Consider the following 26059-nt stretch of genomic DNA (forward strand, 5'->3'; position numbering starts at 1 on the left):
GCACAAGCTTTGGCTTGCAATCGGCAGCCCTCAAACGGGAGCAAGCTGAAGCTTGGACTCTGAACTTAGCTTGAACTCTGAACTTTGCTTGCGCTGCTTCAAGATGACAAACGAAAAGAACATCAGCTACAAACCGACCGATGGGCTGTCCTATGACCCTGCCGAAGAGAAGTACTGGGATGCGACCGGGCTTGGCGAGGAGATCGAGCGGACGTTCGAGATTTGTCACGGCTGCCGGCTCTGCTTCAAATACTGCGACGCGTTCCCAACCCTCTTCTCGCTGCTCGACAACAAATACGACGGAAACGTGAGAGGGATTGATGCGGCTGAAACCGAGACGATCATGGACTCCTGCTTTCAGTGCAAGCTATGCGAGGTGCAGTGCCCTTATTCCGAGCGCGACGGGCACGAGTTCCGACTCGACTTCCCGCGGCTTGTGCATCGCTACGCAGCTCAGCGAACCCGCAGCCAGGGACTCACGTTGCGGGACAAAGTTCTCGAGAACCCGGACCGAGCAGGCGCGATGGCGCGCGCGAGCCTGGGTATCGCGAACGCGGCAAACAAGGTCCGCCTGCATCGAGTTTTTCTGGAAAAGGTCTTGGGTATCCATCGCGACAAGCTGCTCCCCGACTTCGCGTCGAGCACATTTGAGAAGTGGGCCGAACGTGCCGGTAAGATAGCGGCCGAGCCCGGCGGCGAAGTAGTCCTGTTCCAAACCTGCTACGTTCAGAACAACGAACCGCAAATCGGCCGCGACACGGTCGAGGTGCTGGAGAAAAGCCGCATAGACGTAAAGTGCGTCGGCGGACTTCAGTGTTGCGGTATGCCTGCCTGGGAACGCGGCGATCTTGAGTCGCTCCGCAAACACGCGAAGGCCAACCTGAAAATCCTGCTGCCGTTCGTCGAAAAAGGCGCTAAGGTCGTCGCGATCAATCCCACCTGCTCGATGATGATGCGCCGCGAGCACCCAACGCTTGTCGAGCCGGCGGACAGACCAGCGGCAGAAAAAGTAGCGGCGGCAGTCATGGACCCGAGCGAGTTCCTCTGGTCGATACGTAACGAGCCCCGCTTCAACACCGACTTTCGCAGCACACCGGGAGGGCCGGTAGCCTATCACGCGCCCTGTCATCTTCGAGCACAGGGAGTCGGTTTTAAAGGACGCGACCTGCTTCGCAAGATTCCGGGAGTCGTCCCGCAAACTGTTATGGAATGCTGTGGACACGACGGCACCTACGCGATGACCACCGAAGGCTTTGCGCCGTCGATCAGAATCGGCAAGCGAGCATTTGATGGCATGAACGAGAACAAGGCAGAGATCTGGGCGACCGATTGTCCTCTGGCGGCGCTACAATTTCAGCAACACGCAGGGGTAAAACCTTTGCACCCGATGTCGATCCTGGCGCGGGCCTATCGCGAGAACGGTTTTCCCGGGAAGGTGGACGCGAAACCAGAACAAGGGAGTTCAGAAAAGTGAAACCAGTCGAGCGCGGAGAAATCATTGACTATGCGACCTACGAGGAACGGCGCGACGCCTTGCGGGCGGAGGTGATGGCAGCAAAGGCGCTTCGCCGCGTGCACATCGGCGAGTACTTAACGCTGCTGTTCGAGAACCATCTGACGATGCGCTATCAGATTCAAGAAATGGTTCGCGCCGAGCGTATGGTCAAAGAGTCCGACATCCAACACGAGATCGACACTTACAACGAGTTGCTTGGGGGCGAAGGCGAATTAGGCTGCACGCTTTTGATCGAGATCGAGGATCCGGCGGTTCGCAACGTGAAGCTCAAAGAGTGGTGGAACCTGCCCGAGAAGATATATCTGCTGCTGGAAGACGGCACGCGGGTTTCGCCTACGTTCGATGAACGCCAGCGCGGAGACGATCGCGTCAGCTCAGTTCAGTATTTGAAGTTCGACACCAAAGGACAGGTTCCCATTGCCGCCGGCGTCAACATGCCGGAGTTGCAAGCTGAAGCCAGACTGGCCGATGATCAGCGCCAGGCGTTGAGTGAAGATCTATCGTCCTAATGAGCTTGGATATATCTGTAATGATTGGGCGCAACCCGTGCTAGAATGCCGACCAAGAGGAGTTGTTATGAACGTAAGCGAATTGGTGGAAGTGGACCCAGAGAAAATGGGAGGCGTCCCGGTCTTCACGGGCACGCGTGTTCCTATCACGCACCTGTTCGAATACCTTGAAGGCGGCGATAGCCTTGAGGAATTCCTCGACCAGTTTCCAACCGTTAGTCGCGAACAGGCGCAAGGAGTGCTCGAATTATCGCGTAAGAAGCTGCTAGCAGACTATGAAGCTGCTGCTTGATGAATGCGTCACGCGCTACTTGAAGCGAGATTTCATCGGTCACGACGTGAGCACCGTCGATGAAGCGAGCTTCAAGGGCCTCAAGAACGGAGCGTTACTTAGAGCTGCCGACAGCAAGTTTGATGTGCTTGTGACGGTGGACAAGAGTATTCGCCACCAACAGAACCTTCAGTCGTTTCAAATTGCTGTCCTGCTTCTGGTCGCAAGGACCAATAAGTACGAACATCTCAAACCCCTGGTGCCTCAAGCGCTTGAGGCTCTGAAGTCTCTAAAACCCGGCACCTTTGCTCGAGTCGAGTACGCGGAAGAATCGCCGTCCACACCACGGGACCAATGAATCTGTCTTGAAGTTGCTCTCCCGAGGTGTCCGACTATCGTTTTGTTTAGGATACAGATCCGCAAGCGGCGGTTAGAGCCTGTATTCTGAACCGGAGCCTGGTTCACTCGAACAATCCTGGCCGTTGATGTTAATGGTATCTTCCGCGGAGGCGTTCTATGGCTGGAGACGATGTGAAGGAGGGAAGAGTGCAAGCCGTAAAACACCTCAGAGCCGTACCCAGTCCTCCCGATGAGGTCGAACTCCTTTATCGAGAGCACCACGACCACGTCTTACGGGCCGCTTATCGCGTCACCGGAAGCGTCGTGGATGCCGAGGACGTTCTTCAAACCGTTTTTTTCCGACTCGTGCGGCGCAAAGAGAAAGTCGACCTGTCGCCTAGCCCGGGAAGCTATCTTCACCGCGCCGCTGTAAATGCCTCGCTTGATTTGCTGCGCAGCCGGACCCGCTCGCGCTCGGTGTCTATCGAAGAAGTCGCGCCTGCCGCGACCGAAAGCTCCGAGCCGAATCCGGAAATGCAACACGTCGATCGAGAGCTTCATAATCAAATCAGGCGATCGATTGCGACCCTTGGACCGAAGGCGGCCGAGATTGTCGTGCTCAAATACTTTGAAGGGCATAGCAATCTCGAAATCGCCCAGATGCTCGGCACGTCTCAGATGGTCATAGGCGTGCTGCTGCACCGTGCTCGGACCAGGCTTCGCAAAGAGATCTCCAAGTTCATGGAGGAACATCATGAAGCGTAGTAACAAAGACCTTTACGAAATACTCGATCAGGCCACGGCCGAGATCCGCAGCGAGCGGGTGGATCAGACCGCGGTCGAGAGCGCGGCGGAGCGCGTGTGGGCGAAGCTGTCTAGCGAGAATGCAACGGCCAGCGCGCCCGCTGCGCCCAGCGAGCATGTGGAGCATATCCGGAGCTGCGGTGACTTCCAAACGCTGATACCCGAATACATGAGCGGCACTCTGTCGCCGGCGCGTTCGCTGCTGTTCGAGGATCACACCCACGAATGTATCCCGTGCCGCAAGGCGCTCAAGGAAGCGCGCTACGGAGTGACAGCCACTCCACTCCGGCCTGGCGCGTCGAAGACCTCAGCTTCCCGGCGCACGGTGGTCAGATGGGCGATTGCCGCTACGATCATAATCGGACTCGGCGTGATCTCTTTGACTTCCTACGATCGCTTCCTGCGGGGGGCGGATGCGTTTCATATGGTCGTGCACGCGATGGACGGGCAGGCATATCTCGTATCTGACACCAGCACCGAACCGCTCAAGGTGGGCGAACAGATCAAGGCGGGCGACAAGGTTCGCACGTCCAAAGACGCAGGCGCCGTGGTGCGTTTGCCTGACGGCTCGCTCATCGAGATGCGAGAGCGCTCTGAGTTTTCTGTGACCGATGGCGCGCGCGGAACGATCATTCATCTGGATCGCGGCAACATCATAGTGCAAGCCGCAAAACAACCGAGCTCGCGGCATCTCTACGTCCAAACTGATGATTGCATGGTCTCGGTGATCGGGACGGTGTTCTCAGTGAACAGCGGGACGAAGGGCTCGCGCGTGTCTGTAGTCGAGGGCGAAGTCCAGGTCGAACACGGAAGCAAACAGGATGTGCTCCATCCTGGCGACCAGGTCGCGACGACCGCGAGCATAGAACGTGTTCCCGTGAAGGACGAGATCGCCTGGAGCCGCGACGCCGCGCGCTACGGGCAGATGCTTGCCGCGCTTCGCAAAGAAATCGACGAGCGAGTGGCTCGGCCCGGCGTTAGGTATTCGACTCGATTGCTCGATATGACGCCGGATGACACGGTCTTCTACGTCGCGATTCCGAACCTGACCGAGACGTTGGCCGAATCGAACAAGATCATCCAAGAGCGATTGGCTCAGAACCCTGAGCTTAGCCAGTGGTGGGACAAAGAGCAGGCTTCGTCACGCGGCAAGCAGGAGTGGGACACAGTCATCTCGAGGGTCGCTGAGTTCGGTGAGCAAATCGGAGACGAGATAGTCGTGACCGCGCAGCTTGCCAAGACGGGCAAGGGCGAGCCGGATGGTCCAATCGTATTGACGACGCTGAAGAATCCGGGCTCGTTCCGCTCATTCGTCGAAGGTCAATTGTCGACACTGAGCGTGAACTCGAAGAAGGCTCCCGGTGTTCGGTTCATCGATGATCCGATGAGCGAAATGAAGACGGCTGCCGCGAACACGCCAAGTGATTTGTACGTCTGGATCAACGGCGACGTGCTCGCAGCCTCGCCTAAGATCGAGTTTCTAGAACGCGTGGCAGCGAGCGCGAAAACAGCAAGCGCGGGCCAGTACGCTGAAGGCTCATTCCGCGCGCGAATCGCCGACATCTATCGCGACGGCGCGGGGTTCATTATCGCTGCCGACGTGCAGAGGTTCATCGCGCAGTCGAAGGGCGAAGACGCAAAGACAAACGCCGCGCTGGATCGATTGGGCGTCACGAACTTGAAGTACTTCATCGCCGAGATCAAGGAAGACCAGGGCAAGTCGTTCAACCGCGCGACGCTGAGCTTCAGCGACACGAGTCACGGAATGGCGTCGTGGCTTGCAGCGCCTGGGCCGATGGGAGCTCTGGAGTTCATCTCGCCCGATGCCAACGTGGTTGCGGCGTTCGTGGTGAAAGACCCTGTCGCTTTGGTAGACGATCTGATGAGCGCGCTGAACGCTGTTGATCCGAAGTTCAGCGAGCACCTCGGGAAGTTCCAGAACGAAACAGGGCTGAACATTCGAGACGACTTCGCAAAGCCGCTTGGTGGTGAGTTCGCGTTCGCGGTTGACGGTCCTCTGCTGCCGACGCCTTCGTGGAAGATGGTGTTCGAGGTTTACGATCCGGCGCACTTGCAGCAGACCTTCGAGCGAGTGGTTGAAAAGATGAACGAGTTGGCCGCCCGCGAAGGCAAGAAGGGTTTCCAGTGGGATCGCTCCGACTCGGGAGGCCGAACGTTCTACACGCTGAAGTCGCTCGACTTCGGCCTCGAGGTGAACTACACCTACTCGAACGGCTATTTGATTGCGGGGCCGAGCCGCGCGCTTATCGACCGTGCAGTGAAGTATCACGATTCGGGCTACACGCTGTTGCACTCGCCGCGGTTCGTGGCTGCGTTGCCAGAAGACAAGCAAGCCAACTTCTCGGCGCTGATCTATCAGAACCTGGCGCCGGTGCTGCACGGGATCGCGAAGCGCGTGGGAGGTGTTACCGGCGGCTTGCCCGAAGAGCAGCGGAAGAGTCTTGGTTCGCTGGTCGGGGGGCCGGTTCTCGCTTACGCGTACGCGCAAGGCGATCACATATCGTTTGCGCTGAACGGCGAAGAAGGACCGATCGGATTGAAGCCGTCCAACTTGATCGGAATGCCGGGGTCGTTCGGGTTGAGCAGTATCATCCAACATTCCGTGCGTTGATGAGCAGCGCATGATTGTTCGCCTCAAGCGCCAGCCGTTGGGAACTCAGACCCAACGGCTGGCGTAATGTTTTGAGACTTGGGAATCACATTCACTCGAGAAACTAGAATCAAAGATGCGGCGAGACGGTTGATCTTCCGCGGACTCGGGGAGAAGATATCACCGGCTGCCGAGATCACATGACCGACGACTGAGCGACTAACTCGATGGACAACGCGCTAAAACAAACTTCCGGGCCGATGCCTGCGGTCGCGGTCCTACCCATGACGCCAGAGCTTGTGCCGGCGGCTCCGGTGATTGAACTCGACGGTTTGAGTGTGACGTTTGGCGGACGGCCGATACTCAGAGAGCTGCGTGGCGAGCTGCGCGGAAGGGCTATCGGACTGTTGGGACCTAACGGAGCCGGCAAGACGACTCTGATTCACACGCTGCTGGGGTTTCATTCTCCTTCCTCTGGCACGGCTCATATCTTCGGCCGCGACATTCGCAACGACGCAAAACAGATTCGAACGCAGATCGGCTACATGCCCGAGCGCGATTCTTTCATCGCTAACATGAGTTGCGTTCACTTCGTTCGTTTGATGGCCGAGCTTTCGGGTTTGCCCTCGGAAGCCGCTCTCGAACGCGCACACGAAGCGCTGTTTTATGTCGGTTTGGGCGAAGCGCGCTATCGAAATGTCGGAACCTACTCGCTTGGCATGAAGCAACTCGCCAAGCTCGCTCAATCCATCGTTCACGGGCCGCGGTTGATCTTTCTTGACGAGCCGACTAACGGGCTCGATCCGCCGGCGCGCCTGCGAATGATCGAGCTGATCCGCCAGATTCGCGACAGCGGCAAGGCTCATATTCTGTTGTCGTCGCACCTGCTGCGCGACGTCGAAGAGTGCTGCGAAGAGATACTGATCGTCAAACAGGGCCGAATAGTTGTCTATTGCAACCTTGAAGAAGAACGCAAAGCGAATCGCAAGTTCCTTGAGATCGAAACGCGCGGCGACCGCGAAGCCTTTGTTGAAGCTATCGCGACGCTCGGCTGCGAATACGCGCTCACGAGCGAGCGCCGCCTGAAGCTTGTCTTGCAGAATGGCGTCGAGATTCGGGACCTCTATCGCCTCGCAGGCGAGCACCAGGTTCAGATTCGCCGGCTCAATTTCAAGCGCGATTCCCTCGAAGACATTTTCTTGAAGGCAATGGAGGACGGCAATGGCGGTGTAGGGCACGCTGCCAGCTTGCCGGATGTAGGGCACGCTGCCAGCTTGCCGGACAGGGGGAAACAATAATGGCGGTCTATGAGCACACCTACAGGCCGTACGCGGGCCCGCAGACACCGGAGTGGTCGCGCTTCCTGATCATCCCGCGCCACGCTTATCGCGACGTTTTCGGCTCGAAGCTGTTCACCGGTTTCTTCGCATTGTGCTTCGTATGCCCGCTGGTGATGGCGATTTTGATTTACTTGCATCACAACCTGACCGCAATGGCGATCTTTCAGATCGACCTGCGAGACCTTGCGCCGATCAACGGCTTTTTCTTCCAGTTTTTTGTTGCATTCCAGGCCGGCCTGGGCTTCCTGCTGACCGTTTTGATTGGACCGCCGCTGATATCGCGCGATCTGGCCAACAACGCGTTGCCGCTCTACTTGTGCCGTCCGTTCTCGCGGGCGGAATACGTGATTGGCAAAATGAGCGTGCTGTTGATTTTGATCTCGGCGATCACGTGGGTGCCGGGCGAAATGCTGTTTCTGTTCCAGTCTTATCTGGAAGGGGCGGGGTGGGCTGCGAGAAACCTGTGGATCGCAGGCGCGATCTTTATCCTAAGCTGGACCTGGATTCTGTTGCTCGCTCTCTTGTCGGTAACGATTTCGGCTTGGGTGAAGTGGCGACTAGCCGCGAGCGCCGCATTGTTCGGCTTGTTCATCATCTCGAATGCGATTGGGTTCACGGTAAACGGGGTGCTCCAAACACGGTGGGGAAGCCTCTTTAACCTGACCATCATAATGAAGACGATCGAGGACAGCTTGTTCCGCGCTCCGAACTCGATGGACCTTCCGAGGTGGATGGTGCTTCCGACCGCGGCGGCCTGGATCGCGCTTGCCGTGTACTCTGCCGCGTGTCTGTTTCTTCTTACACGCAAGGTTCGGGCATACGAGGTGGTGCGGTGACGGATAAACCCGATGACCACTTGATCATCTTCGAAGACGTCTCCAAGTTCTACGGCGAGATACTCGGAGTGAATCGTGTGAGTCTGACGATCGAGCCGGGCATAACCAGCCTGGTTGGGCCGAACGGCTCAGGCAAGACGACGCTGATGAACTTGATGACAGGTTTGATAAGACCGACACGCGGCCGCGTGAGCGTGCTCGGGCTGAGAGCCGATCATCCCGAAGTCTTTTTCCGCAAGGTGGGCTATTGCTCGCAGTTCGATTCGTTTCCCCGCGCGTTGACCGGCTTTCAGTTCATCTACTCTTATCTGCGCGTTCACGGACGGCCGAAGCAGGAAGCTCAGGAAATTGCGTGGAAAGCGTTGCACCGGGTCGATCTGCTCGACGCCGCTCACTTGAAAATCGGAGCTTACAGCAAAGGCATGCGGCAACGGGTGAGGCTGGCGCAGGCTATCGCGCACGAGCCGGGGGTGATGATACTGGATGAGCCGCTAAACGGGCTGGATCCGATGGCTCGCGCGGAAACGATTCGTCTATTTCGACAACTGGCGGCAGAAGGGCTTCACCTGATTATCTCGAGTCACATCCTTCACGAAGTCGATATGATGAGCGACAGCGTGATCCTCCTGAACAACGGCTACGTCGTTGCTGAAGGCGAGATTCACGGCGTGCGCAGCGAGATGGAAGAGCACCCGATGCAGATACTGATTCGCTGCGATCGTCCTGGCATCCTGGCCGCGCGAGTGTTCGAGCAGGACTCGGTCGTCGAAGCAAAGATTCACAAGGACAGGCACGGTCTGTTCGTGAAGACTCGCGATGCGGACGCGTTCTATCTGCTGCTCAATAGCATCGTTGTAGAAGACGGCTTGACCGTCGAATCGGTCGCGCCCGTCGACGATGATATCAACGCGGTCTATCAGTACTTGATCGGAGGAGGTGAAGCAGCGTGAGCGCATCAACCGACGTTATTGCTGAAATGAAGCCGTCGCGCGAACGCCCCTGGTCGTTGTGGGCTGGACAAATCGCGGCGATATTGAGGCTCGAAGTACGCAAGAACTTCATGGGCAAGCGCGCGATCCTTATTTACCTGCTCGCGGCGGTGCCGATCCTGTTGATGGCGGCGTTGTCCGCGGAGATCAGTTGGCAACAGTCGCGCAACAACAACATCGGCGAGGTCAATATTATCTTCGCAAACCTTTACGAAGGTCTGATCCTCAGAACAATCGTCTTCTTCGGGTGCGCGTGGATTTTCATGAACCTGTTTCGCGGCGAAGTAGTCGATCGCAGCCTTCACTATTACTTTCTCTCGCCGTTACGCCGCGAAGTGCTCGTGTGCGGGAAATACCTCTCGGGTTTAGTTGCGGCGCTTGTGTTGTTCACGGTGATGACCGCGGGGTCACTGTTGTTTTTGTATGTCGGACTGGGCTCGGCCGGCTGGAACTACCTTGTGGATGGTCCGGGTAAGGGCCAGGCAATGGCGTATCTGGGAATAACCGCGCTTGGCTGCATCGGCTACGGCGCCGCCTTTCTGGTCATAGGGCTTTTCTTTCGCAACCCGATCATCCCCGCGCTTTTGATCTACGGATGGGAGTTCATCAACTTTCTGTTGCCGCCGGTGCTGAAGAAGATCAGTGTGATTCACTATCTGCATTCACTCTCACCTGTGCCTGTCCCCGAAGGCCCGTTCGCGATGGTAGCCGAGCCGACTCCGGCGTATCTCTCCATTCCAGGGTTGTTGATTGTGACCGTCGCCGTGCTCGCGCTGGCGAGCTTTCAGATTCGGCGGATGGAAATTAACTACGGCGGAGAGTGATAGACATACCGTGGCGTGGGTTCCTCCACCCGGTGAGAGGCTTCTGGCCGCATTCGGAATACCGGAGAAACCGCGAAATCTACCGAAACGGAAAATTGCGAACTTAGTTCTTGATTGCCAAGATCGAGCGTCATCAGTAAATCAGAATTACATCGAACGTAATCACATCCCCAATCAACTAATCAGTCTGTTTAGCGAGATTGAAAAGTCGGCCCGCAAACCAAACAGAACGTGTTTTAGGCAACTATTTTTCTCAGGGCTTTGTGGTTGCTGTATAGGGCTTCGCAAAACTTGTTAGGTTTGTATACCTTAGGCAGTTGCTTAAGCGTGCCCTTGATGTTCTCTCGCAGCGAGTTGATCTGGCTAGATGTGGCCGCATCTGTTTCCGAGTCTCGATAGAACTCCACCAAAGCCATTACCATGAGGTAGCAGAGCCGAACGTTCGATCCGTAACACCGGAGTTTTCCTTGGCCATTCTTGCTGGCGGCCTCTTGCATAAACAGCAATGCCGCCCGCCTGAAATCGATCAGCCCGAAGTCGGGTCGTTTGTCGGAATATGTCAAAGAGAATTTCTTGTCATTAGTCTCAGCCGCCCAGTCAGCAAGGTTGAGGGGACGACCGCGCAGGATGCTTAACATCAAAGCGCGATCCGTGTCTGCCATATCGGTTGTGGCGCCTGATCGGCTACGGTAGTACATAAGGGGGCCACTGAATCTTGCCACCGATGTAATAAGATATCGAGAAATTGACTGCGTATCTACTGGACTACAGTCCGGGAGATATATTTCGCGGCCAAGCTGACCGGCAAACAGCTTGAAGATCTCAACTATGCTCTTGTTCTTACCGTTCACTTGGAAGACTGCTTCTCCACGGTCCAGTTTGCCGGTGAGTTCTATTAGTTGACCGGGATCAATGTCGCCCGAAAGATGTATATAGAGATTTGAAGACCATCCGACGGCAGAAAGAAAAACAACTGGCCGCACGCTTCCGCGAAGAGCGGTGACGCCTGCGTCCAGCCTTACTTTGGTATTTCTTGGTTGACAGACGAACGGAAGCTGAAGCTTCCAGTAATCGGGTTTGCTCCCGGCTAACCAGATGTCTTTATAACGTTTCCAAAAGTGATTGTGAATTAGACTGCGCTTTGTCAGAGGGTGCACATTGAAGCTTGCCGTTTGCACCACTTTGCTTTTGTCGTATTGGTTTCGATACTCCGCTTCGTTATTGAGAAAGCTGAATGCAGGTTGAAGGCAGCCCGAACTGCGCAGGGGCTTGAGCACCGTGTGAACGTCAAAGATGTAAAAATTGACTTCGTGAAAGAGATACGCCATAGCGTTTTAGGCTTCTATGACTCTGGACGCTCTTGACTCGGCCGCCATTTGCGCGTTATTTTGGCGCCGTCGGGCGAAAAATCCCGTTTTGGGAACTACCGATCGGTGATGTCAAGCGCCCAGCTGCAAGGCTTGGCACCCTGACGCACCGACGGCTAGAGTAACCCGATCGGCGACGTCTAACTCCGGAGCCGCAAGGCTTGGGCCCTGACGCACCGAAACGGTTGGCCGACCGGCTCAAGGTTATCACGGCGTCTGCCATCGCGGCTTACTACCGTGATATGAATGAGCCGGTTGGCTAATATATTGGCAGTGCCAGCCGAAAGGCTGCCACTGCCTTAGCTTTTCAACTCTAGAAGACTGCCGAACTTTTTACCATCTTCAAGCGAAGACTCCAAAACCTCATCCTCGCGCCAATGCATACACTCGTCCTTGGGCGACTCTGTGCCACTCTCCAGTTTTCTAATAACGGTGCGCGCCTTGACGGCCATCTGTTTGCCGCTGGCGAGGCGTACCATCGCGAGCTGGTTGCCGCTTTTTTTATACTTCTGCACTTTGTCAATGACATCACGTGGCTGACCGACCAGGTCGATCTCGAACCACCCAAAAAGCCATCTAGTGCCGGCAGTCATCGCTGATAAGGAACCGATGTACTGCTCACCGCTCTTCATTCGCACAACGGTTCGAGGCAAGAAACCCGGGTTCAACTTCATCAATTGGCGATAGTCAGGGTTAAGCACCAGCAGTTTGTCCAATTTTGTCTGAGTATCATCGCCAAACTCTATTCGCTTCGCTTTTTCGCTCCGCTGCCGCAGAAAATGGTTAATTCCGCCCACAAACGATCCCAGCACCGCGCCGACGATGGCAAGTGCAAGCAGCTTGACAACGCTAATCCCCGTACTGACATCAATGTAGTTGACCCAACCTCCGCCTCGCACAATTCCAACCGAGACGAGAAGGTAGCTGACCAAGGTTGCGGAAACCATAAAGCCGATTGAAACCAGCACGCTGTAGATCAGCTTTTCACCCAGGGCGAGCCCGACGCTCCAGGGTACTTTCCAAACGCTGACAGCAAGCCAGAAGAACAAACCGGGCACGATGAATCCTGCAAGCCCTAAAGGAACGCCAGCGACGGAGTCGCTGCCGAACAGGCTTACATTCAGGGGCTTTTCGCTTACGACATATGACGCTCGCCCTACATTATTCGCTTCCCATTTGAACTCGAGCGTGAACAGAATGTTGTAATTCCCTACTTTGATTCTCGGCCCGGTCCTGACGCATAGTGTGCGATTGAGAGTGGAGTTTGGGGTGACTATCGTCCCGAAGGGTCGGCTCAATGGTGGCCCATCACACGAGTTGTCACGCCACTCCAGGAAGTCCGGCCCGGCAATGTGCAACTCAACTTCTGAGAATGCTTGTTGCGAGTCGTTGGAAAACCAAATCTCAACCTCCACTGAATCGTTCTCTCGGATAGATTGTCGCTCAAAAGAAACGAAAACGGATGTCTTCGGTGATTGACTCGCCTCCTGGCTGGCCGCTGTTTGGGCCGCCGCGCACACCGACAGCAGGAAAACCAAGGGCATGAGGAATACCGTCAACTTCATATAATCGGCCGCCAGATCTGCTTCAACTCAAGAGCAAAAGAATCGTTTGCTAAGCTACAGTTTGGATATAACTCTATTATACGCCGACAAGAAGTCAAGCTAGGCACGGCATTAGGCTAACTCACACGTTCGCCCGGGCCAAACGTCTTTGAGCCGAAAAAGTTCAGTGTGATCACTACGCGCCGCCTACTCCGCGACCTTACCGATGTTCCGTCTATCAAGATAACGGGCTTGCTCCGGCCCACGCTCTCAGCATGTTCTGCCACACCGTTCGGCACCCTTTGAGCAACTATGAACAACCGACTCGAACAGGCATTAAGGTCTTCTACGGTTAATTTTTCTCCTACGTAGTCGCGCTGTCGGTAGGTCTTCAGATGGTCATTCTTCCTATTCTGGGCGCGATAGACGACTACTCGCATCCCAAGTATCAGATGCTCGCACTCATTGCCTACATCGGGTCATTCGCGACAATTGGGGTTTTGTTTTTGCAAGGCAAGCGGCATTCTCGCCTGTATTCGTCGCAATTGTACAAGCGCCGAGCGCCCCGATTAGCTTCCGTTCACATGCTTGCGACGCAAAACAGGCGGGTGCTAGTATCGAGGCTCAAATCGAATGACTTTCGACCGCATGACCCGGTATTGCGGCGAGGTGAGCGGAGGACGTGAGCGACATGAGAGCAACGCGCAGAGCCAAGATAACCGCGCTGGGCCGCTTCGTGCCGCCGAAGGTTGTGACCAACCACGATCTCGCGAAGCGAGTCGATACGAATCACGACTGGGTCGTCGCGCGAACGGGAATCGTCGAACGGCATTGGGTGGAGCCAGGGACGCCTACCTCGGAGCTCGCGGCGCAGGCGGTCGGGGATCTCCTCAAGAATCGCGGAATCGAGGCCGCCGATATCGAGCTCATCATCGTCGCCACCGTCACTCCCGATATGTTCTTCCCGGCAACTGCCTGCGTCGTGCAGAATAAAGTGCGGGCCACCCGCGCTTGGGGGTTCGACGTTTCGGCCGCCTGCTCCGGCTTTCTGTATGCCTTGACCGTCGGCGCTCAATTTATCGAGTCGGGCGCGCACAACAAGATTGTGGTCGTCGGCGCGGACGTGATGTCGTCGATAACTAACCCCGATGACCGCTCAACGTGCGTGTTGTTCGGCGATGCCGCCGGGGCTGTGCTGCTCGAACCGAGCGCGGAAGAGGAATTCGGAATACTCGATTATCTGCACGAGGTGGATGGGTCGGGTGGCGAGTTTTTGTATATGCCTGCGGGCGGCAGCCTGCACCCTGCCTCGCATGAAACCGTTGATAAGAAGATGCACTACGTCCATCAGGAAGGGCAGCCGGTCTTTAAGTACGCTGTGCGCAAGATGGGTGAGATCAGCCGCGGAATACTGCAGCGCAATGGATACCAAAGCAACGACCTTGATCTGTTCATCGCGCATCAGGCCAATATGCGGATCATCAATGCGGCTGCCGACAAACTCGGTCTCGATGAAAACAAGGTGGTCAAGAACATTCAAAAGTTCGGCAACACTACCGCTGCTACGATCCCGCTTGCAATCGGGGACGCGATAGACGATGGAAGGTTGACTAGAGGTAAGCTCGTAGTGTTCGCCGCGGTGGGCGCGGGATATACAGTTGGCTCTGTCCTTACGCGGTGGGCTTACTGATGCGGTGGGCTGCGTAACAAGGATAGAGTCCAAGAGGAAAGAACACTGGTGCGGTCTTGAGATCATCAAAGCGGCGCCGGGCTCTTTGGGGGCCGTGCCAACGAACGTGATCACTTATCAATCAATAGGTGTGAGTTGATTGACCGCTCTGAGACGCAGGCGAGCCGGCGGCTTCCTGCATGATCTTGACGCCGACGCTCGCCCCGATGCGAGTTGCGCCTGCCTGTATCATCTCTTGCGCCTGCTTAAGGTCGCGAACTCCGCCCGATGCCTTCACACCCATTTGACCACCAACTGCGCGGCGCATCAACGCGACGTCGGCAGCCGTCGCTCCTCCCTTGCTGAACCCGGTCGAAGTCTTGACGAAATCGGCGCCCGCTTCTTTAGCGATCAAGCACGCGCTGACCTTTTCATCATCCGTCAGCAGCGCAGTTTCGATTATCACCTTGCAGATGTAGCCGGCCTCATGGGCAACCTCGACAATGCCCCTGATGTCTCGCGAGACAAGGTCGTTATCGCCGGACTTCAGCGCCCCAACGTTGATGACCATATCAAGCTCGCTTGCGCCGTCGAAAATCGCGCGTCTTGCTTCGTAGGATTTTGCGTCGGGCGTGTTCGCCCCCAGCGGAAATCCGATCACCGTGCAAACCTTCACGCCGCTGCCTCGCAAAGCGCAAGCTGCTTCGCGCACCCAGATTGGGTTGATGCAGACTGAGGCGAACCCGAAGCGCACACCTTCTTCGCAAATCCTTAATATCTCATCGCGAGTCGCATCCGGTTTAAGCAGAGTGTGGTCGATGTAACGAGCGACCTCGCGCGCAGCTTCGCTTTCCGCCCCGCTGAGGCCGAACCGCACGCCGCCGCCGGCGATCAGCGATTGCATGCGATCCGGACATTTCACAAAACACTCGTCGTGGTGCAAGTGGCAGTCGGTCGCAGACGAAATGCCACCGAGCCGCGACAGAATGACGTCCGTAACTTGCGAAACTAGCTCCTCAATGTTCGGCTCATCTTGCATAGCATTCCAGTTCCTCGCTACAAGTCCTGCGCGTAGCTTTCAGAGTAAGATATTCCCCCATCATCGCTGCCCTTCTATGTAAAAGCCGTATGGACCTCGTCAGCATGTGACGGTCTTGAGTGATTGGCGGCGCGAGCCTTCAGCGCTTCCAATAACTCGTAAGGCACCTCCAAATCGCCAAGACCCGTTATGAGACTAATATCAGGCTTGTACGTCCCGTGAAAATCGCTCCCGCCCGTCACCAACAACCCGTGGTGCGTCGCAATCCGGGCGTAGCTTACGCGTTCGATAACGCTGTGCCGGCTATAGATAGCTTCTATGCCGTCCAACCCCGAATCGGCCAGTTCCCGCACAAGCCCGTCCACCTGCTCGTAAGAGGAGAGCTTTAGCTGATAAGGATGCGCCAGGACTGCAAGGCCGCCGGCTTTGTGGATCAAGGCGATCGAGTCAGCCGGAGATAGCCGAGCCTTTTCGACATAGGCCGCGGCATCTTTCTTCAAAAACCTATCGAACGCCTCTTGAATGCTTGCAACATATCCTTTCTCGACCATCACTCGCGCGAAGTGCGGTCTGCCGACAACCTCGTTTCCGGCGACCTGAACAACCTCATCGTAGTTGATGTCAAATCCTAGGGACCGCAACCGGCTCGCGATCTGTGGATTCCTCGTCTCGCGCGCCTTCTTCAGCTCGTTGAGTTTCTCTGCTAGCCCCATCGACTCTTCGTCAATACAGTAGCCGAGTATATGCATCGTTCCTGGCGAATACTCTGCGCTGATCTCTATGCCCGCGACGAACTCGATTCCGAAGCGCGCTGCCGCTGCTCGTGCTTCACCGATAGCGGCGACCGTATCGTGATCCGTGATTGCGACCGCTCGCGCTCGCTTCGCGCTGGCCAACTCGATCAACTCTTCAGGAGTCGCGCTGCCGTCTGAGCTAGTCGTATGAGTATGCAAGTCGATAGTGCCTGCTGCCATCGTGCACGATATTATCTTCCGCCAACGAACTCAGTCAATCGATTCGAACCTGATCGCAACGGCCTCGAAAGTCGCAACCGGAGCCGCTTTCGTGCCAGTGTCGCGGAATAGGCTCCCAGAGCCAGTCTCAAGGCACCAGTCACACAACTGGCTCTGGGAGCCTATTGCATCCGCATCGCTATTTCCAACGTTGCATCGCTTCGCTCACTACAGGCCATTTAGATAAACAGACCGAGCACAAACAGCACAAACGAAGCGCAGTCGTGAAACTGGCTCTGGTAGCCGCTTTCAAGGATCAGATGATGTTTCGTCGTTTTGATGGCGTTCTCGGCAAAAAAAAACGTTGACAAGAATCCGCGAAGCAAATATATACAACAATATGTTGTATAACATTTACGTTAGTACACAAGAGTAGCAACGCTACAGTATCTTGTGTGCGAGGTAAAATTTAACGAAAGGAGAACCACAATATGGCAACTGCAAAGAAAGGCGGCGCGAAGAAGAGCACCAAGAAAGCCGCTCCAAAGAAAAAAGGCGCGAAGAAGAGATAACCTTCTACCGCCACGCAAAACGGGGGTTCTCTGTGTGAGAACGCGGGGATGGGTGACCATCCCCTTTTTCTTTCTGTCCCGTTGCTGTCACTTCACTTTGGTTCAACCGCATGAACTCACCCCGGCGACTGGTGTAGACTTATCCACGGTATGTATATCGAAAGAGACGAGCGCCCCTGGGGAATGTACGAGGTCCTCACGCAAGGCGAAGGCTATAAGGTGAAGCGCATTGAAGTCCACCCTGGTCACCGCCTCAGCCTGCAGATGCACCAGAGCCGTAGCGAGCATTGGGTGATCGTTAGAGGCGAAGCGCTAGTCACCGTAGGAGAACGAGAAATCCGGTTGCGCGAAAACGAGGACGCGCTCATTCCACCTCGCACCAAACACAGGGTCGCCAATCCTGGAACAAGCCCGTTGGTCTTTATTGAGGTTCAGTGCGGAGCTTACCTTGGCGAGGATGACATAACGCGATTCGAGGACGACTACAATAGGACTGCCAATCCTAATAAGCAGTAAGCCGTCGACCTTATCTTCTTTCTAGACCTGCACTTCGATCTTCACCGATGAGCTGGCGTCGTGGCCGCCGCCTTCGCGACTGTAGAGGTCGGGCTCGCCTTCCGGCCGAGTGTGCCATCGCTTGTGAACCCACAGCCAATGATCCGGATAACGCCGAGCGTAATTCTCGATCACCTTTGTGAAGCGGGCTGTGTTGATCATGACTTCTTCTTTGAAGTCGCCGGTCCGTACCAACGGAATCTCGGGCTCGAACCGAAGGCGGTGTTTCCTTCGCTGCTCGTCCCAGATCAAGAAGCCCGGAACAACTGGGGCGTCAGCGCGCAGAGCGAAGACCGCGAGTCCGGTGGTGGAACAAGCTGGTATCCCGAAAAAATCGCAGAAGATACCTTGATCCGGCAGCGTATTTACATCGATCAGCAATCCCACGTCCTGGCCACGCCGCAGAATCTCGAGCACGGGCTTGACCGCGCGGTTCTTATTTATCGTACGGTTCCCAGAGATTTCGCGGTAGTCGGTGATTATGCGATCCAATAGCGGATTGTCGAGCGGCCGAACCAGAAAGCTCAGCGGGTGGCCATAGACCCCCTGAGCAAACGCGCACAGTTCCCACGCCCCCACGTGGCCGGTAAGCATCAGCACACCTCGCCCGCGTTCAGAGGCTCGCTTGTAATTCTCGAACCCATCGTACTCGACGAGCTTTGCGATGTTCTGGCGAGTGATCTTCTTGAACTGCGAGAATTCTCCCAGCAGCCTTCCGAGATTCATGAAAACTTCCCTGATGATTACACGCCGCTCGCCGGGATTGAGTTCGGGCATGGCGAGCGCGAGGTTTCTGTAGCCTACGCGTCGCAGCCTGCCGTGCAGATGGTATGCGGCGGTTGCAATCAGTTTGCCGGCACCGATCGCAGCTTCGCGCGGCAAGACCGCTAGCAGCTTTAGCAGCAACCACGCCGGGACAAACTCGATCAGATTGCGGAACGCGCTTCTCTTTCTGGCAGGCACGCGGTCAAACTAGCACGGCACTTCGAGGGTGTCAATTTTGGGCGGGCGCCACGAGCCGGCGGACGATCTTTTCGATCATAGCGATTACGGGGATAGTCGGTAGGAGCGCGCCACAACTGCTACCTGAATTCGCCAATTCGATATCGACCTTTACTCTTGCGCCCCATGCCTACGCGGGGTATTCTTTCGCCAGCCTGCCCCTTTTCCTGATTATCCCTTAAGCCAATCACGCGGGAGCGACAGCTTATGAGAAGCCTTCGGCGTATCGCCGCGACGGCGACGAAATGCTTTCTTCCTCGACTCATCTTTGCGCTAGCGCTAACTCTGCTCTGGCTCACAACGACCGGCGCTCAACAGCCAGCTAACCGGCACAGGCCGCCGAGGCTCACAACAGATGACGTCATGCGCCCGCGGGTCGAGGAGCCGAGTACCGAATCGAAAGAAGCGGCGGTTAAGCCCGCAGATGCCGGCAAGGCTGGAGCCGCCGACGCGAAGGCGGGTCAACCGAAAGCAAGCGAATCCAAAGCTAATCCTGAGGAGTCTTCGTGGCGAGATAACGTCGGCAAAGCCCGGGACCGAGCGAAGGAGATGGAGCGATCTGCGGAAGAGGCCGAGCTTCGAATTACAAAGCTTCGAAACGACCTGGGTGTTTCAGGCCAAAGCGCGAGGTACCGAAACGAGACCGCCGCTGAGCTTGATCAAGCCGGTCAGCGACTCTCTGAACTTCGAGCTCAAGCTCGAGCCGCCGCCAATGATCTTGCGCAACTGATTGAATACGGCAAGCAAAAAGGATTCACCGACGCCGAAGATCCGAAGCCGACTGCTGAAGAGGGGAAACCAAACGAACTGTATTATCGCGGTCAATTCGACAAACTCACCGAGAGGCTTGAGAGCGCGCAACGCCGCATTCAGCTATACGACGACCGAGTCCGCGACCTCAATCAACAGCTATCGACAAACAGCAGCGGAAAAGATAAGAACGGGCGTAACACGGGGGGCGACAGCTTTTTTGCCAGTCAGCTCCAGAAAGACCGCGAAGAGGCACAGCAAAAATTGGATGAGGCTCGTGGGTCGTTTGCGAAAGCTCAAGCGGATCTCGATTCTCTCAAAGAAGAAGCCCGGCGAGCCGGCCTGCCGCCTGGCTTGTTCAGATAAGACAAGCGCAAATTTCGATGTCGGAGATACTACTCGTAGAAGACAAAGACAGCCTCAGGCAGATGTTGCGCCTGACGCTCCAGAATGCAGGCCACTCCGTCGATGAAGCCCGCGACGGCGCGGAGGCGCGCCGCATGCTCAACGAAAGCCGGTACAACCTCGTTCTCACGGATCTGAAAATGCCGCGCGCCGACGGGCTCGAAGTTTTGCGCGCCGCGAAGTCCGCGGATTCAGATACGGCAGTGATTATGCTGACCGCGTATGGGACAATCGATGAAGCAGTCCAGTCGATGAAGGAAGGCGCGTACGAGTTCCTTCAAAAACCCGTCGACAGCCGGCATCTGCTTTTGCTTGTGCAGCGCGCGCTTGAAGAAACCAGGCTTCGAGCTGAGAACGTCTTGCTGAAAGATGTCTACGCAAAGCGCTATGGGTTTCCCAAAATAATCGGCGACTCGGCTGCGATGCAGAAGGTCGGCCGCGAGATTCAACAGGTCGCATCAACTCCAACCACGGTCCTTCTGCTGGGCGAGTCTGGAACCGGCAAGGAGCTGTTCGCGCGAGCAGTACATCATCTGAGCCAGCGGCGCGACGCGCCCTTCATCGCCATCAATTGCGCAGCTATTCCGGACACGTTGATCGAGAATGAGCTGTTCGGTCACGAAAAGGGCGCCTATACCGGGGCAGACCAACGTCGAGTCGGCAAGTTCGAGCTCGCAGCCAGAGGAACTATTTTTCTTGACGAGATAAGCGAAGTTGCTCCAGCCGTGCAGTCGAAGCTTCTGCGGGTTCTTGAAGAACGGAAGATCAACCGGCTCGGCGGTTCGGCCGACATCGAGGTTGACGCGCGCGTCGTCGCGGCGACGAATCGCGACTTGAAGGGCGCCGTCGCGACCAAGCAGTTTCGCGAGGATCTCTATTTCCGCCTGGCAGTGTTCCCCGTTCACATACCGGCGCTGCGGGAACGGAGAACTGACATAGGCCAGCTCGCCGGGTTCTTCGCTGCGAAGTACGGCCGGGAGCTACGCCGCGCGCCGCTCAAGCTGACTGACGAATCTGTCCGCGTGCTCCAGGAATACGATTGGCCCGGCAACGTGCGCGAGCTTGAAAACTGCATCGAGCGCGCATGCATTTTGGCTCACGGCGTTGAGATCACACCCGCCGACCTGAACATCAGCCCACCTTCGGACTACTCGCAGCGGGAGCAAGCGGCTCTGCTCGACGGCTTTGATCTGCGCGGTTCGCTTTCTGAAGTGAGCGGGCGGGCGCAGCGCCTAGTCGAGCGGCGAAAGATAGACGCGACGCTCAAGGAGTGCGACTACAACAAGTCGCGCGCGGCCGAACGACTGAGTGTCAGCTACAAGACGCTTCTCACCCGCATCAAGGAACTCGAGCTCGAATAATCTACCTCTGTTCAATACAACCAGTATGAATGCGTCTGCAACTAAGCCGAGCTTTGAGTTGCGCTTCTCGTTCAGGTCTTGGAATAGCTTTCTCAAAGCGGATAGAATCAAGGCCGATGACCCAGCAGCCACCTCGCAAGCGTTCGAGCGTAGTTCGCTCAGCAGGAATCGTGAGTATGGCTGTGATGGCCAGCCGCGTGCTCGGGCTCGTACGCGAGATGGTGTTCGCATATCTCTTCGGCGCATCGAAGAGTTTTGCCAATGACGCTTTTGTCGTCGCGTTCCGGATTCCGAACCTGCTGCGTGATCTGTTTGCGGAAGGCGCGTTATCAAGCGCCTTCGTCAGCGTCTTCTCCGACTATCTCGTAAACAAGGATGAGAAGGAGGCGTTTCGACTCTCGAACCTCGTCACAACCGGGCTAATCGTCGTCCTTGGGACCTTAGTTGTGCTTGGCATCATCTTCGCCCCGCAAGTGGTCACGGCAATCGCCGGGGGACTCCAAAACGACAAGGAGAAATTCGACCTCACCGTCCGACTCACGCGGATAATGATGCCATTCATATTGCTCGTGGCGTTGGCCGCGCAAGCGATGGGCGTGCTGAACGCGCGGGATCGTTTCGGCATGCCGGCGTTAGCATCAACATTCTTTAATATCGGTTCAATCGCCGGCGGACTCGCCGCCGCCGCGCTGTTGACCGATCCGACTTTTTCCCACCCGATAAACGCGATCGTCGAGAAGCCCATTGAAGGCATTATCGGGATGGCTTACGGCGTGCTGATCGGAGGGTTCTTGCAATACGCGGTGCAGTGGCCCAGCTTGCTCAGCGCCGGGTTTCGGTATCGGCCGATGCTGAGCTTCAGCGATCCCGGCGTGAGGCGAATCTTCAAACTAATGGGTCCGGCGGTAGTGGGTGCGGCCGCAGTCCAGGTGAACGTTCTGGTAAATACGAACTTCGCTACGAGCATTCCAGGCGGAAGCGGTCCGGTATCGTGGCTGAACTATGCGTTTCGCCTGATGCAATTTCCCATCGGCGTGTTTGGCGTCGCGATCGCAACGGCTACCTTGCCTTCCATATCCAGAAGCGCAGCGCGCAAAGACCTGAATGAATTTCGCCATACTCTCGCCGGTTCAATTCGGTTGGCGTTCCTGTTGACGATACCGTCGGCGGTCGGGCTGATCGTTCTAGGGCGCCCGATCATCGCGCTGATCTACGAGCACCGTTCCTTTGGGCCAAACGACACAGAGCATACCGCCGCGGCGCTGGCCTTCTATGCGATCGGACTTGCCGGTTACTCAGCGGTGAGAATACTCGCTCCAGCCTTCTATGCTCTCGATGATGCACGAACGCCGATGATGATAAGCCTGCTTTCGATGGCGATCAACTTCGTCATGAACTGGATGCTGGTTGGCGTGCTGGAGGAACGCGGACTCGCGCTGTCGACTTCCACCGTGGCGCTCATGAACTTCGCGCTGCTGTACGCAATCATGCGTCGTCGAGTTGATGGTATCGAAGGCCGAAGGACGGCCGTCACCGTTTGCAAGATCCTGGCTGCTTCCGCCGTTATGGGCGTTGTATGCTGGTTGATCAGCAGCGTCATCGCGAAGACTGCCGGGTTTGGTTTCGCGGCAAGAACAATGAATGTGTTCGCGTCGGTATCCGCGGGCGCGGGCGTCTTCTACCTCGTCGCAACCGCGCTTGGCGTACCGGAGTTGAAAGCTGCCACCGATGCCGTCGCCAGCCGCTTCGGCCGAAGGCTTCAGCGCTAAGCTGACAGGTTTCGGCTTCCCCGTAAATCGAGCAGGCAAGAACACTTTTGCTTGACCGCGGTTTGACCCCTCGCTATTCTCCAATCAAACGTTTGATTAATTAAGGTATGGCTCGACCAAAGACAGACGATCCGAAGGCGAGGGCGCAAATAGCGGCGGCGGCTGAGGAGCTGTTCGCCGAGCGCGGCTACGATGGCACTGCTGTTCGCGACATCACCAGGAAGGCCGGCGTCAACAGCGCGATGATTCATTACTATTTCGGCAGCAAGGCCGGATTGTACCAGGCGATACTGGAAGGCGCGGCTTCGAAAGTGCGAGCCTTGCTGGTCGAGACATCCGGCGGCTCTGATTCGACGAAAGCGCGGCTGGCGAGCTTCGTCGATGCGTATGCCGCATATATCCTGAGTCATCCAAATCTGGCTCGCATCCTTTATAGAGAAATGCTGACTGGCGGTAAGCACATAATGGAAATTGCCCGGAAGTATGCCGTGACCAACTACACGATTCTGAGAAATATGATCGCGGACGGCGTGCGAAGCGGGGAGTTGCGGGCAATTGACGCCGAACTCGCGCCAATTAGCCTGATGGGGATGGTAGTTATCTTTCAGTTCCTCCGGCCGATTATTTCGGTCGCGCTCGGCAAAACGCAGTACGATGAGCGATTCGTGGACAGAATTGCGGCTCATACCATCGATCTCTTTCTCAACGGCGCGGCGACCGGCGGAAGCCGCTTGAAGGAATCCGCGACCGCCGCGAAGAAGCCCACGCGAAGCACAAAGAGCCGCGCAAAGGTGCATGCATGAAGCCAGGGCGTTTTCGAAAGACAATCTTCTTCGGTGTAGTGTTCCTGATGCTTCTTGGGCTGGCGGCGGCGTGGAAGTATTTGAGCGGACGCGCGGCAGCCGGCAAACAGGTGCTCTCCGGCACGATCGAGTCGGACGAGATACACGTCGGCTCGAAGGTCGGTGGCCGCGTCGAAGTTGTGCTGGTCAAAGAAGGTCAAGAGGTCAAGCAAGGCGAGCCGATCATCCGATTTGAGCGCTACGATCTGGACGCTAAACACGCGGATGCAGTGGCGGCAGTCGCGCAGGCCGAAGCGAATCTTCAAAAGAACCTCAGGTGGTCCAGACCGGAGGAAATCGCGGCTGCCAAGGCTCAGGCAGAGGCCGCGTGGATGAACTATGAGCTTGCGCGCAACGGTCCTCGCAAGCAGGAAATCGATGCTGCGCGCGCCGATCTCGCGGCCGCCGAGTCCGACTATCAGGTGGCGAAGGTAACGGCCGCCAGAGTTGCCAAACTTGTGAGCAATGGAGTGCAATCGCAGCAAGAGCTCGACAACGCCAAGTCTGCTTACGAACGCTCGGCAGCGCAGCGCGAGGCTGCGCGTCAGAAGCTGGACTTGCTGCTGGCCGGGACGAGACCGGAGGAAATAGATCGGGCCGACCGTCTGTTCAAACAAGCAGCGGCAAATCTCGAATTGGTGCAGCGGGGCGCTCGCAAGGAGGACATTGATGCGGCGAAGGCTCAGGTGGCGCGCGCTCGCTCGGCGGTGCAGCAGATCGAAACGCAGCTTGCAGAACTGGAGGTCAAGGCTCCCGCAGATGCTTTCGTCGAAGTGCTTCAATTGAGACCGGGCGATTTGATTAGCCCAGGTTCTCCGGTGGCGACGCTCGTTGAAGTCAATCGGCTCTGGGTGCGCGTATACGTGCCCGAACCCGAGCTGGGTGAAATGCAATTGGGTAAAGAAGTGTCCGTGAGCGTCGACACCTTTCGCGGCGAAAGCTTCCTGGGACGTATCGAGGAGATAGCGAGCCGGGGGGAGTTCACCCCGCGTAACGTTCAGACACGGGACGAGCGAGCGCATCAAGTATTCGGCGTTCGCGTGCGGCTCGACAACAGCGCGCACAAGCTTCGAGCGGGGATGGCGGCAGACGTCACGATACCGAAATGAAATGGAATGACGACCGCAGACGGACGACCATCGACGGTCGCCCGTCGCCCGTCGTCCGTCGCCTGACTCTATCACGCATCACTGAACTATGTCGGCAGCAATCGAGATCAACGGACTGACTAAGAGATTCGGCGTAGTGACTGCCGTCGACGGCCTCAGCCTCTCCGTCGAAGGGGGCGAGATATTCGGCTTTCTAGGTCCCAACGGATCCGGCAAGTCGACGCTGATCAGGATGCTGTGCGGCTTGATATCTCCGACGGCTGGCAACGCTCGGGTTGCCGGCTTCGACATCCTCACTGAAACCGACGCCGTTCGCCAGACCATCGGCTATATGTCGCAGCAGTTCAGTCTCTATCAAGACCTGACCGTGTGGGAGAACGTGAACTTCTACGCGCACGTTTACGGCTTGACGGGCGAGAGGCTCAAGCGGCGGCGCGACGATGTCATAGAGCTGACCCACATTGGACCATTTCGCGATCGTCGCGCCGGCGCCCTATCGGGCGGATGGAAGCAAAGGTTAGCTCTGTCGTGCGCGCTCGTGCACGAGCCGAAGATCATCTTTCTTGATGAGCCAACGGCGGGCATCGACCCGGTTGCGAGACGCGAGCTGTGGGATTTGTTCTTTCAACTATCGGGGAAGGGCATAACGTTGTTCGTGACGACGCACTACATGGACGAAGCCGAACGCTGCACGCGCGTCGGCTACATCTTCAACTCGAAACTGATCACTTACGGCAGACCCGATGAGTTGAAGCAACTATCCGATGTGACACCGGCGGACGCGAAATGGGTTGAAGTGACTTGCCCCAACACGACTGTCGCGCTTGGTGAATTGAAGAGCGCGGCCTATGTGCGCGACGCGACGATCTTCGGCCAGTCGATTCATTTGCTCATGGACGCAAGCGAGCCGCTCGATCGAATTAGACAGACGCTCGCGCAGATAGGCATCACCGAGGCGGAGATCACTCCTGCGCACCCGTCGCTTGAAGATGTGTTTGTGACTCTGACGAAACGGTTCACGGAGAATGGGAGCGGGGTTCCGAGTTCGTAGTTCCGGGTTCCGGGTTGATTCGATGCTCCAGT

The 26059-nt window shown here is 56.7% G+C and carries 23 protein-coding genes and 1 pseudogene; 19 read left to right on the forward strand and 5 right to left on the reverse strand.

The annotated features are described in order from the left end of the window. Positions 1-103: 103 nt before the first annotated feature. From AABO57_05085 to AABO57_05130, 10 genes are all read left to right on the forward strand, one after another. Positions 104-1474, forward strand: coding sequence for a heterodisulfide reductase-related iron-sulfur binding cluster (locus tag AABO57_05085; protein MEK6285095.1), 1371 nt, complete (start codon positions 104-106; stop codon positions 1472-1474). Then, positions 1471-2025, forward strand: a complete 555-nt coding sequence (locus AABO57_05090; GenBank protein ID MEK6285096.1) for a DUF3501 family protein — start codon at positions 1471-1473, stop codon at positions 2023-2025. Before AABO57_05085 ends, AABO57_05090 begins: the two co-directional genes overlap by 4 nt. A 67-nt stretch (positions 2026-2092) precedes the next feature. Then, positions 2093-2317, forward strand: coding sequence for a DUF433 domain-containing protein (locus AABO57_05095; protein MEK6285097.1), 225 nt, complete (start codon positions 2093-2095; stop codon positions 2315-2317). After that, complete coding sequence (locus AABO57_05100) at positions 2301-2654, forward strand: DUF5615 family PIN-like protein (protein MEK6285098.1); 354 nt, start codon at positions 2301-2303, stop codon at positions 2652-2654. Before AABO57_05095 ends, AABO57_05100 begins: the two co-directional genes overlap by 17 nt. A gap of 158 nt (positions 2655-2812) precedes the next feature. Further along, on the forward strand, positions 2813-3400 hold the full coding sequence (locus AABO57_05105) for a sigma-70 family RNA polymerase sigma factor (protein ID MEK6285099.1): 588 nt from the start codon (positions 2813-2815) through the stop codon (positions 3398-3400). Beyond that, positions 3390-6071 carry a FecR domain-containing protein gene (locus AABO57_05110; protein MEK6285100.1) on the forward strand — a complete coding sequence of 894 codons (2682 nt, stop codon included), beginning with the start codon at positions 3390-3392 and terminating at the stop codon, positions 6069-6071. The genes AABO57_05105 and AABO57_05110 overlap by 11 nt, the downstream gene beginning before the upstream one ends. A gap of 206 nt (positions 6072-6277) precedes the next feature. Further along, positions 6278-7348: an ABC transporter ATP-binding protein gene (locus AABO57_05115; protein MEK6285101.1), complete on the forward strand. Its 1071-nt coding sequence runs from the start codon at positions 6278-6280 to the stop codon at positions 7346-7348. Beyond that, positions 7348-8226, forward strand: a complete 879-nt coding sequence (locus tag AABO57_05120; GenBank protein ID MEK6285102.1) for a hypothetical protein — start codon at positions 7348-7350, stop codon at positions 8224-8226. Before AABO57_05115 ends, AABO57_05120 begins: the two co-directional genes overlap by 1 nt. Further along, the gene (locus AABO57_05125) at positions 8223-9176 is read left to right on the forward strand and encodes an ABC transporter ATP-binding protein (GenBank protein ID MEK6285103.1); all 954 of its coding nucleotides are present in this window, start codon (positions 8223-8225) and stop codon (positions 9174-9176) included. Before AABO57_05120 ends, AABO57_05125 begins: the two co-directional genes overlap by 4 nt. Beyond that, on the forward strand, positions 9173-10039 hold the full coding sequence (locus AABO57_05130) for a hypothetical protein (GenBank protein ID MEK6285104.1): 867 nt from the start codon (positions 9173-9175) through the stop codon (positions 10037-10039). The genes AABO57_05125 and AABO57_05130 overlap by 4 nt, the downstream gene beginning before the upstream one ends. Before the next feature lie 236 nt (positions 10040-10275). Here the strand turns inward: AABO57_05130 and AABO57_05135 are convergent, their stop codons facing one another. Together AABO57_05135 and AABO57_05140 are read right to left on the reverse strand one after the other, a co-directional pair. Beyond that, positions 10276-11367: a hypothetical protein gene (locus AABO57_05135; protein ID MEK6285105.1), complete on the reverse strand. Its 1092-nt coding sequence runs from the start codon at positions 11365-11367 to the stop codon at positions 10276-10278. A 338-nt stretch (positions 11368-11705) separates the two neighbouring features. After that, positions 11706-12821 (reverse strand): hypothetical protein, encoded by a 1116-nt coding sequence (locus tag AABO57_05140; protein MEK6285106.1) that lies wholly within the window; start codon positions 12819-12821, stop codon positions 11706-11708. A gap of 497 nt (positions 12822-13318) precedes the next feature. Between AABO57_05140 and AABO57_05145 the strand changes: the two are divergent. Next, positions 13319-13636, forward strand: a pseudogene (locus tag AABO57_05145) (MFS transporter). Between the two features lie 5 nt (positions 13637-13641). Next, positions 13642-14640, forward strand: a complete 999-nt coding sequence (locus tag AABO57_05150; GenBank protein ID MEK6285107.1) for a beta-ketoacyl-ACP synthase III — start codon at positions 13642-13644, stop codon at positions 14638-14640. A gap of 121 nt (positions 14641-14761) precedes the next feature. Here the strand turns inward: AABO57_05150 and deoC are convergent, their stop codons facing one another. Next, positions 14762-15496: a deoxyribose-phosphate aldolase gene (gene deoC / locus AABO57_05155; GenBank protein ID MEK6285108.1), complete on the reverse strand. Its 735-nt coding sequence runs from the start codon at positions 15494-15496 to the stop codon at positions 14762-14764. A gap of 236 nt (positions 15497-15732) precedes the next feature. Next, positions 15733-16632: a PHP domain-containing protein gene (locus tag AABO57_05160; GenBank protein MEK6285109.1), complete on the reverse strand. Its 900-nt coding sequence runs from the start codon at positions 16630-16632 to the stop codon at positions 15733-15735. Positions 16633-17333: 701 nt separating this feature from the next. Between AABO57_05160 and AABO57_05165 the strand changes: the two genes are divergently transcribed. Further along, complete coding sequence (locus tag AABO57_05165; protein ID MEK6285110.1) at positions 17334-17699, forward strand: phosphomannose isomerase type II C-terminal cupin domain; 366 nt, start codon at positions 17334-17336, stop codon at positions 17697-17699. 21 nt (positions 17700-17720) lie between these two features. Here AABO57_05165 and AABO57_05170 read toward each other — a convergent pair whose 3' ends face one another. Continuing rightward, a complete protein-coding gene (locus tag AABO57_05170; protein ID MEK6285111.1) occupies positions 17721-18701 on the reverse strand; it encodes a lysophospholipid acyltransferase family protein in 981 nt (326 codons plus the stop codon). 246 nt (positions 18702-18947) lie between these two features. Here AABO57_05170 and AABO57_05175 point away from each other — a divergent pair, with 246 nt between their 5' ends. The 6 genes from AABO57_05175 to AABO57_05200 all read left to right on the forward strand — a co-directional run bounded on the left by AABO57_05175 (position 18948) and on the right by AABO57_05200 (position 26027). After that, positions 18948-19856 carry a hypothetical protein gene (locus AABO57_05175; GenBank protein MEK6285112.1) on the forward strand — a complete coding sequence of 303 codons (909 nt, stop codon included), beginning with the start codon at positions 18948-18950 and terminating at the stop codon, positions 19854-19856. A 17-nt stretch (positions 19857-19873) separates the two neighbouring features. Further along, on the forward strand, positions 19874-21256 hold the full coding sequence (locus AABO57_05180; protein ID MEK6285113.1) for a sigma-54 dependent transcriptional regulator: 1383 nt from the start codon (positions 19874-19876) through the stop codon (positions 21254-21256). A gap of 116 nt (positions 21257-21372) precedes the next feature. Continuing rightward, a complete protein-coding gene (murJ, locus tag AABO57_05185; GenBank protein MEK6285114.1) occupies positions 21373-23025 on the forward strand; it encodes a murein biosynthesis integral membrane protein MurJ in 1653 nt (550 codons plus the stop codon). Positions 23026-23132: 107 nt separating this feature from the next. Next, on the forward strand, positions 23133-23828 hold the full coding sequence (locus AABO57_05190; GenBank protein MEK6285115.1) for a CerR family C-terminal domain-containing protein: 696 nt from the start codon (positions 23133-23135) through the stop codon (positions 23826-23828). Then, positions 23825-24976 carry an efflux RND transporter periplasmic adaptor subunit gene (locus AABO57_05195; GenBank protein ID MEK6285116.1) on the forward strand — a complete coding sequence of 384 codons (1152 nt, stop codon included), beginning with the start codon at positions 23825-23827 and terminating at the stop codon, positions 24974-24976. Before AABO57_05190 ends, AABO57_05195 begins: the two co-directional genes overlap by 4 nt. A gap of 88 nt (positions 24977-25064) precedes the next feature. Then, complete coding sequence (locus tag AABO57_05200; protein MEK6285117.1) at positions 25065-26027, forward strand: ABC transporter ATP-binding protein; 963 nt, start codon at positions 25065-25067, stop codon at positions 26025-26027. Positions 26028-26059: the final 32 nt, after the last annotated feature.

The organism is Acidobacteriota bacterium, assembly GCA_038040445.1.
Classification (GTDB): Bacteria; Acidobacteriota; Blastocatellia; order UBA7656; family UBA7656; genus Onstottus_A; species Onstottus_A frigus.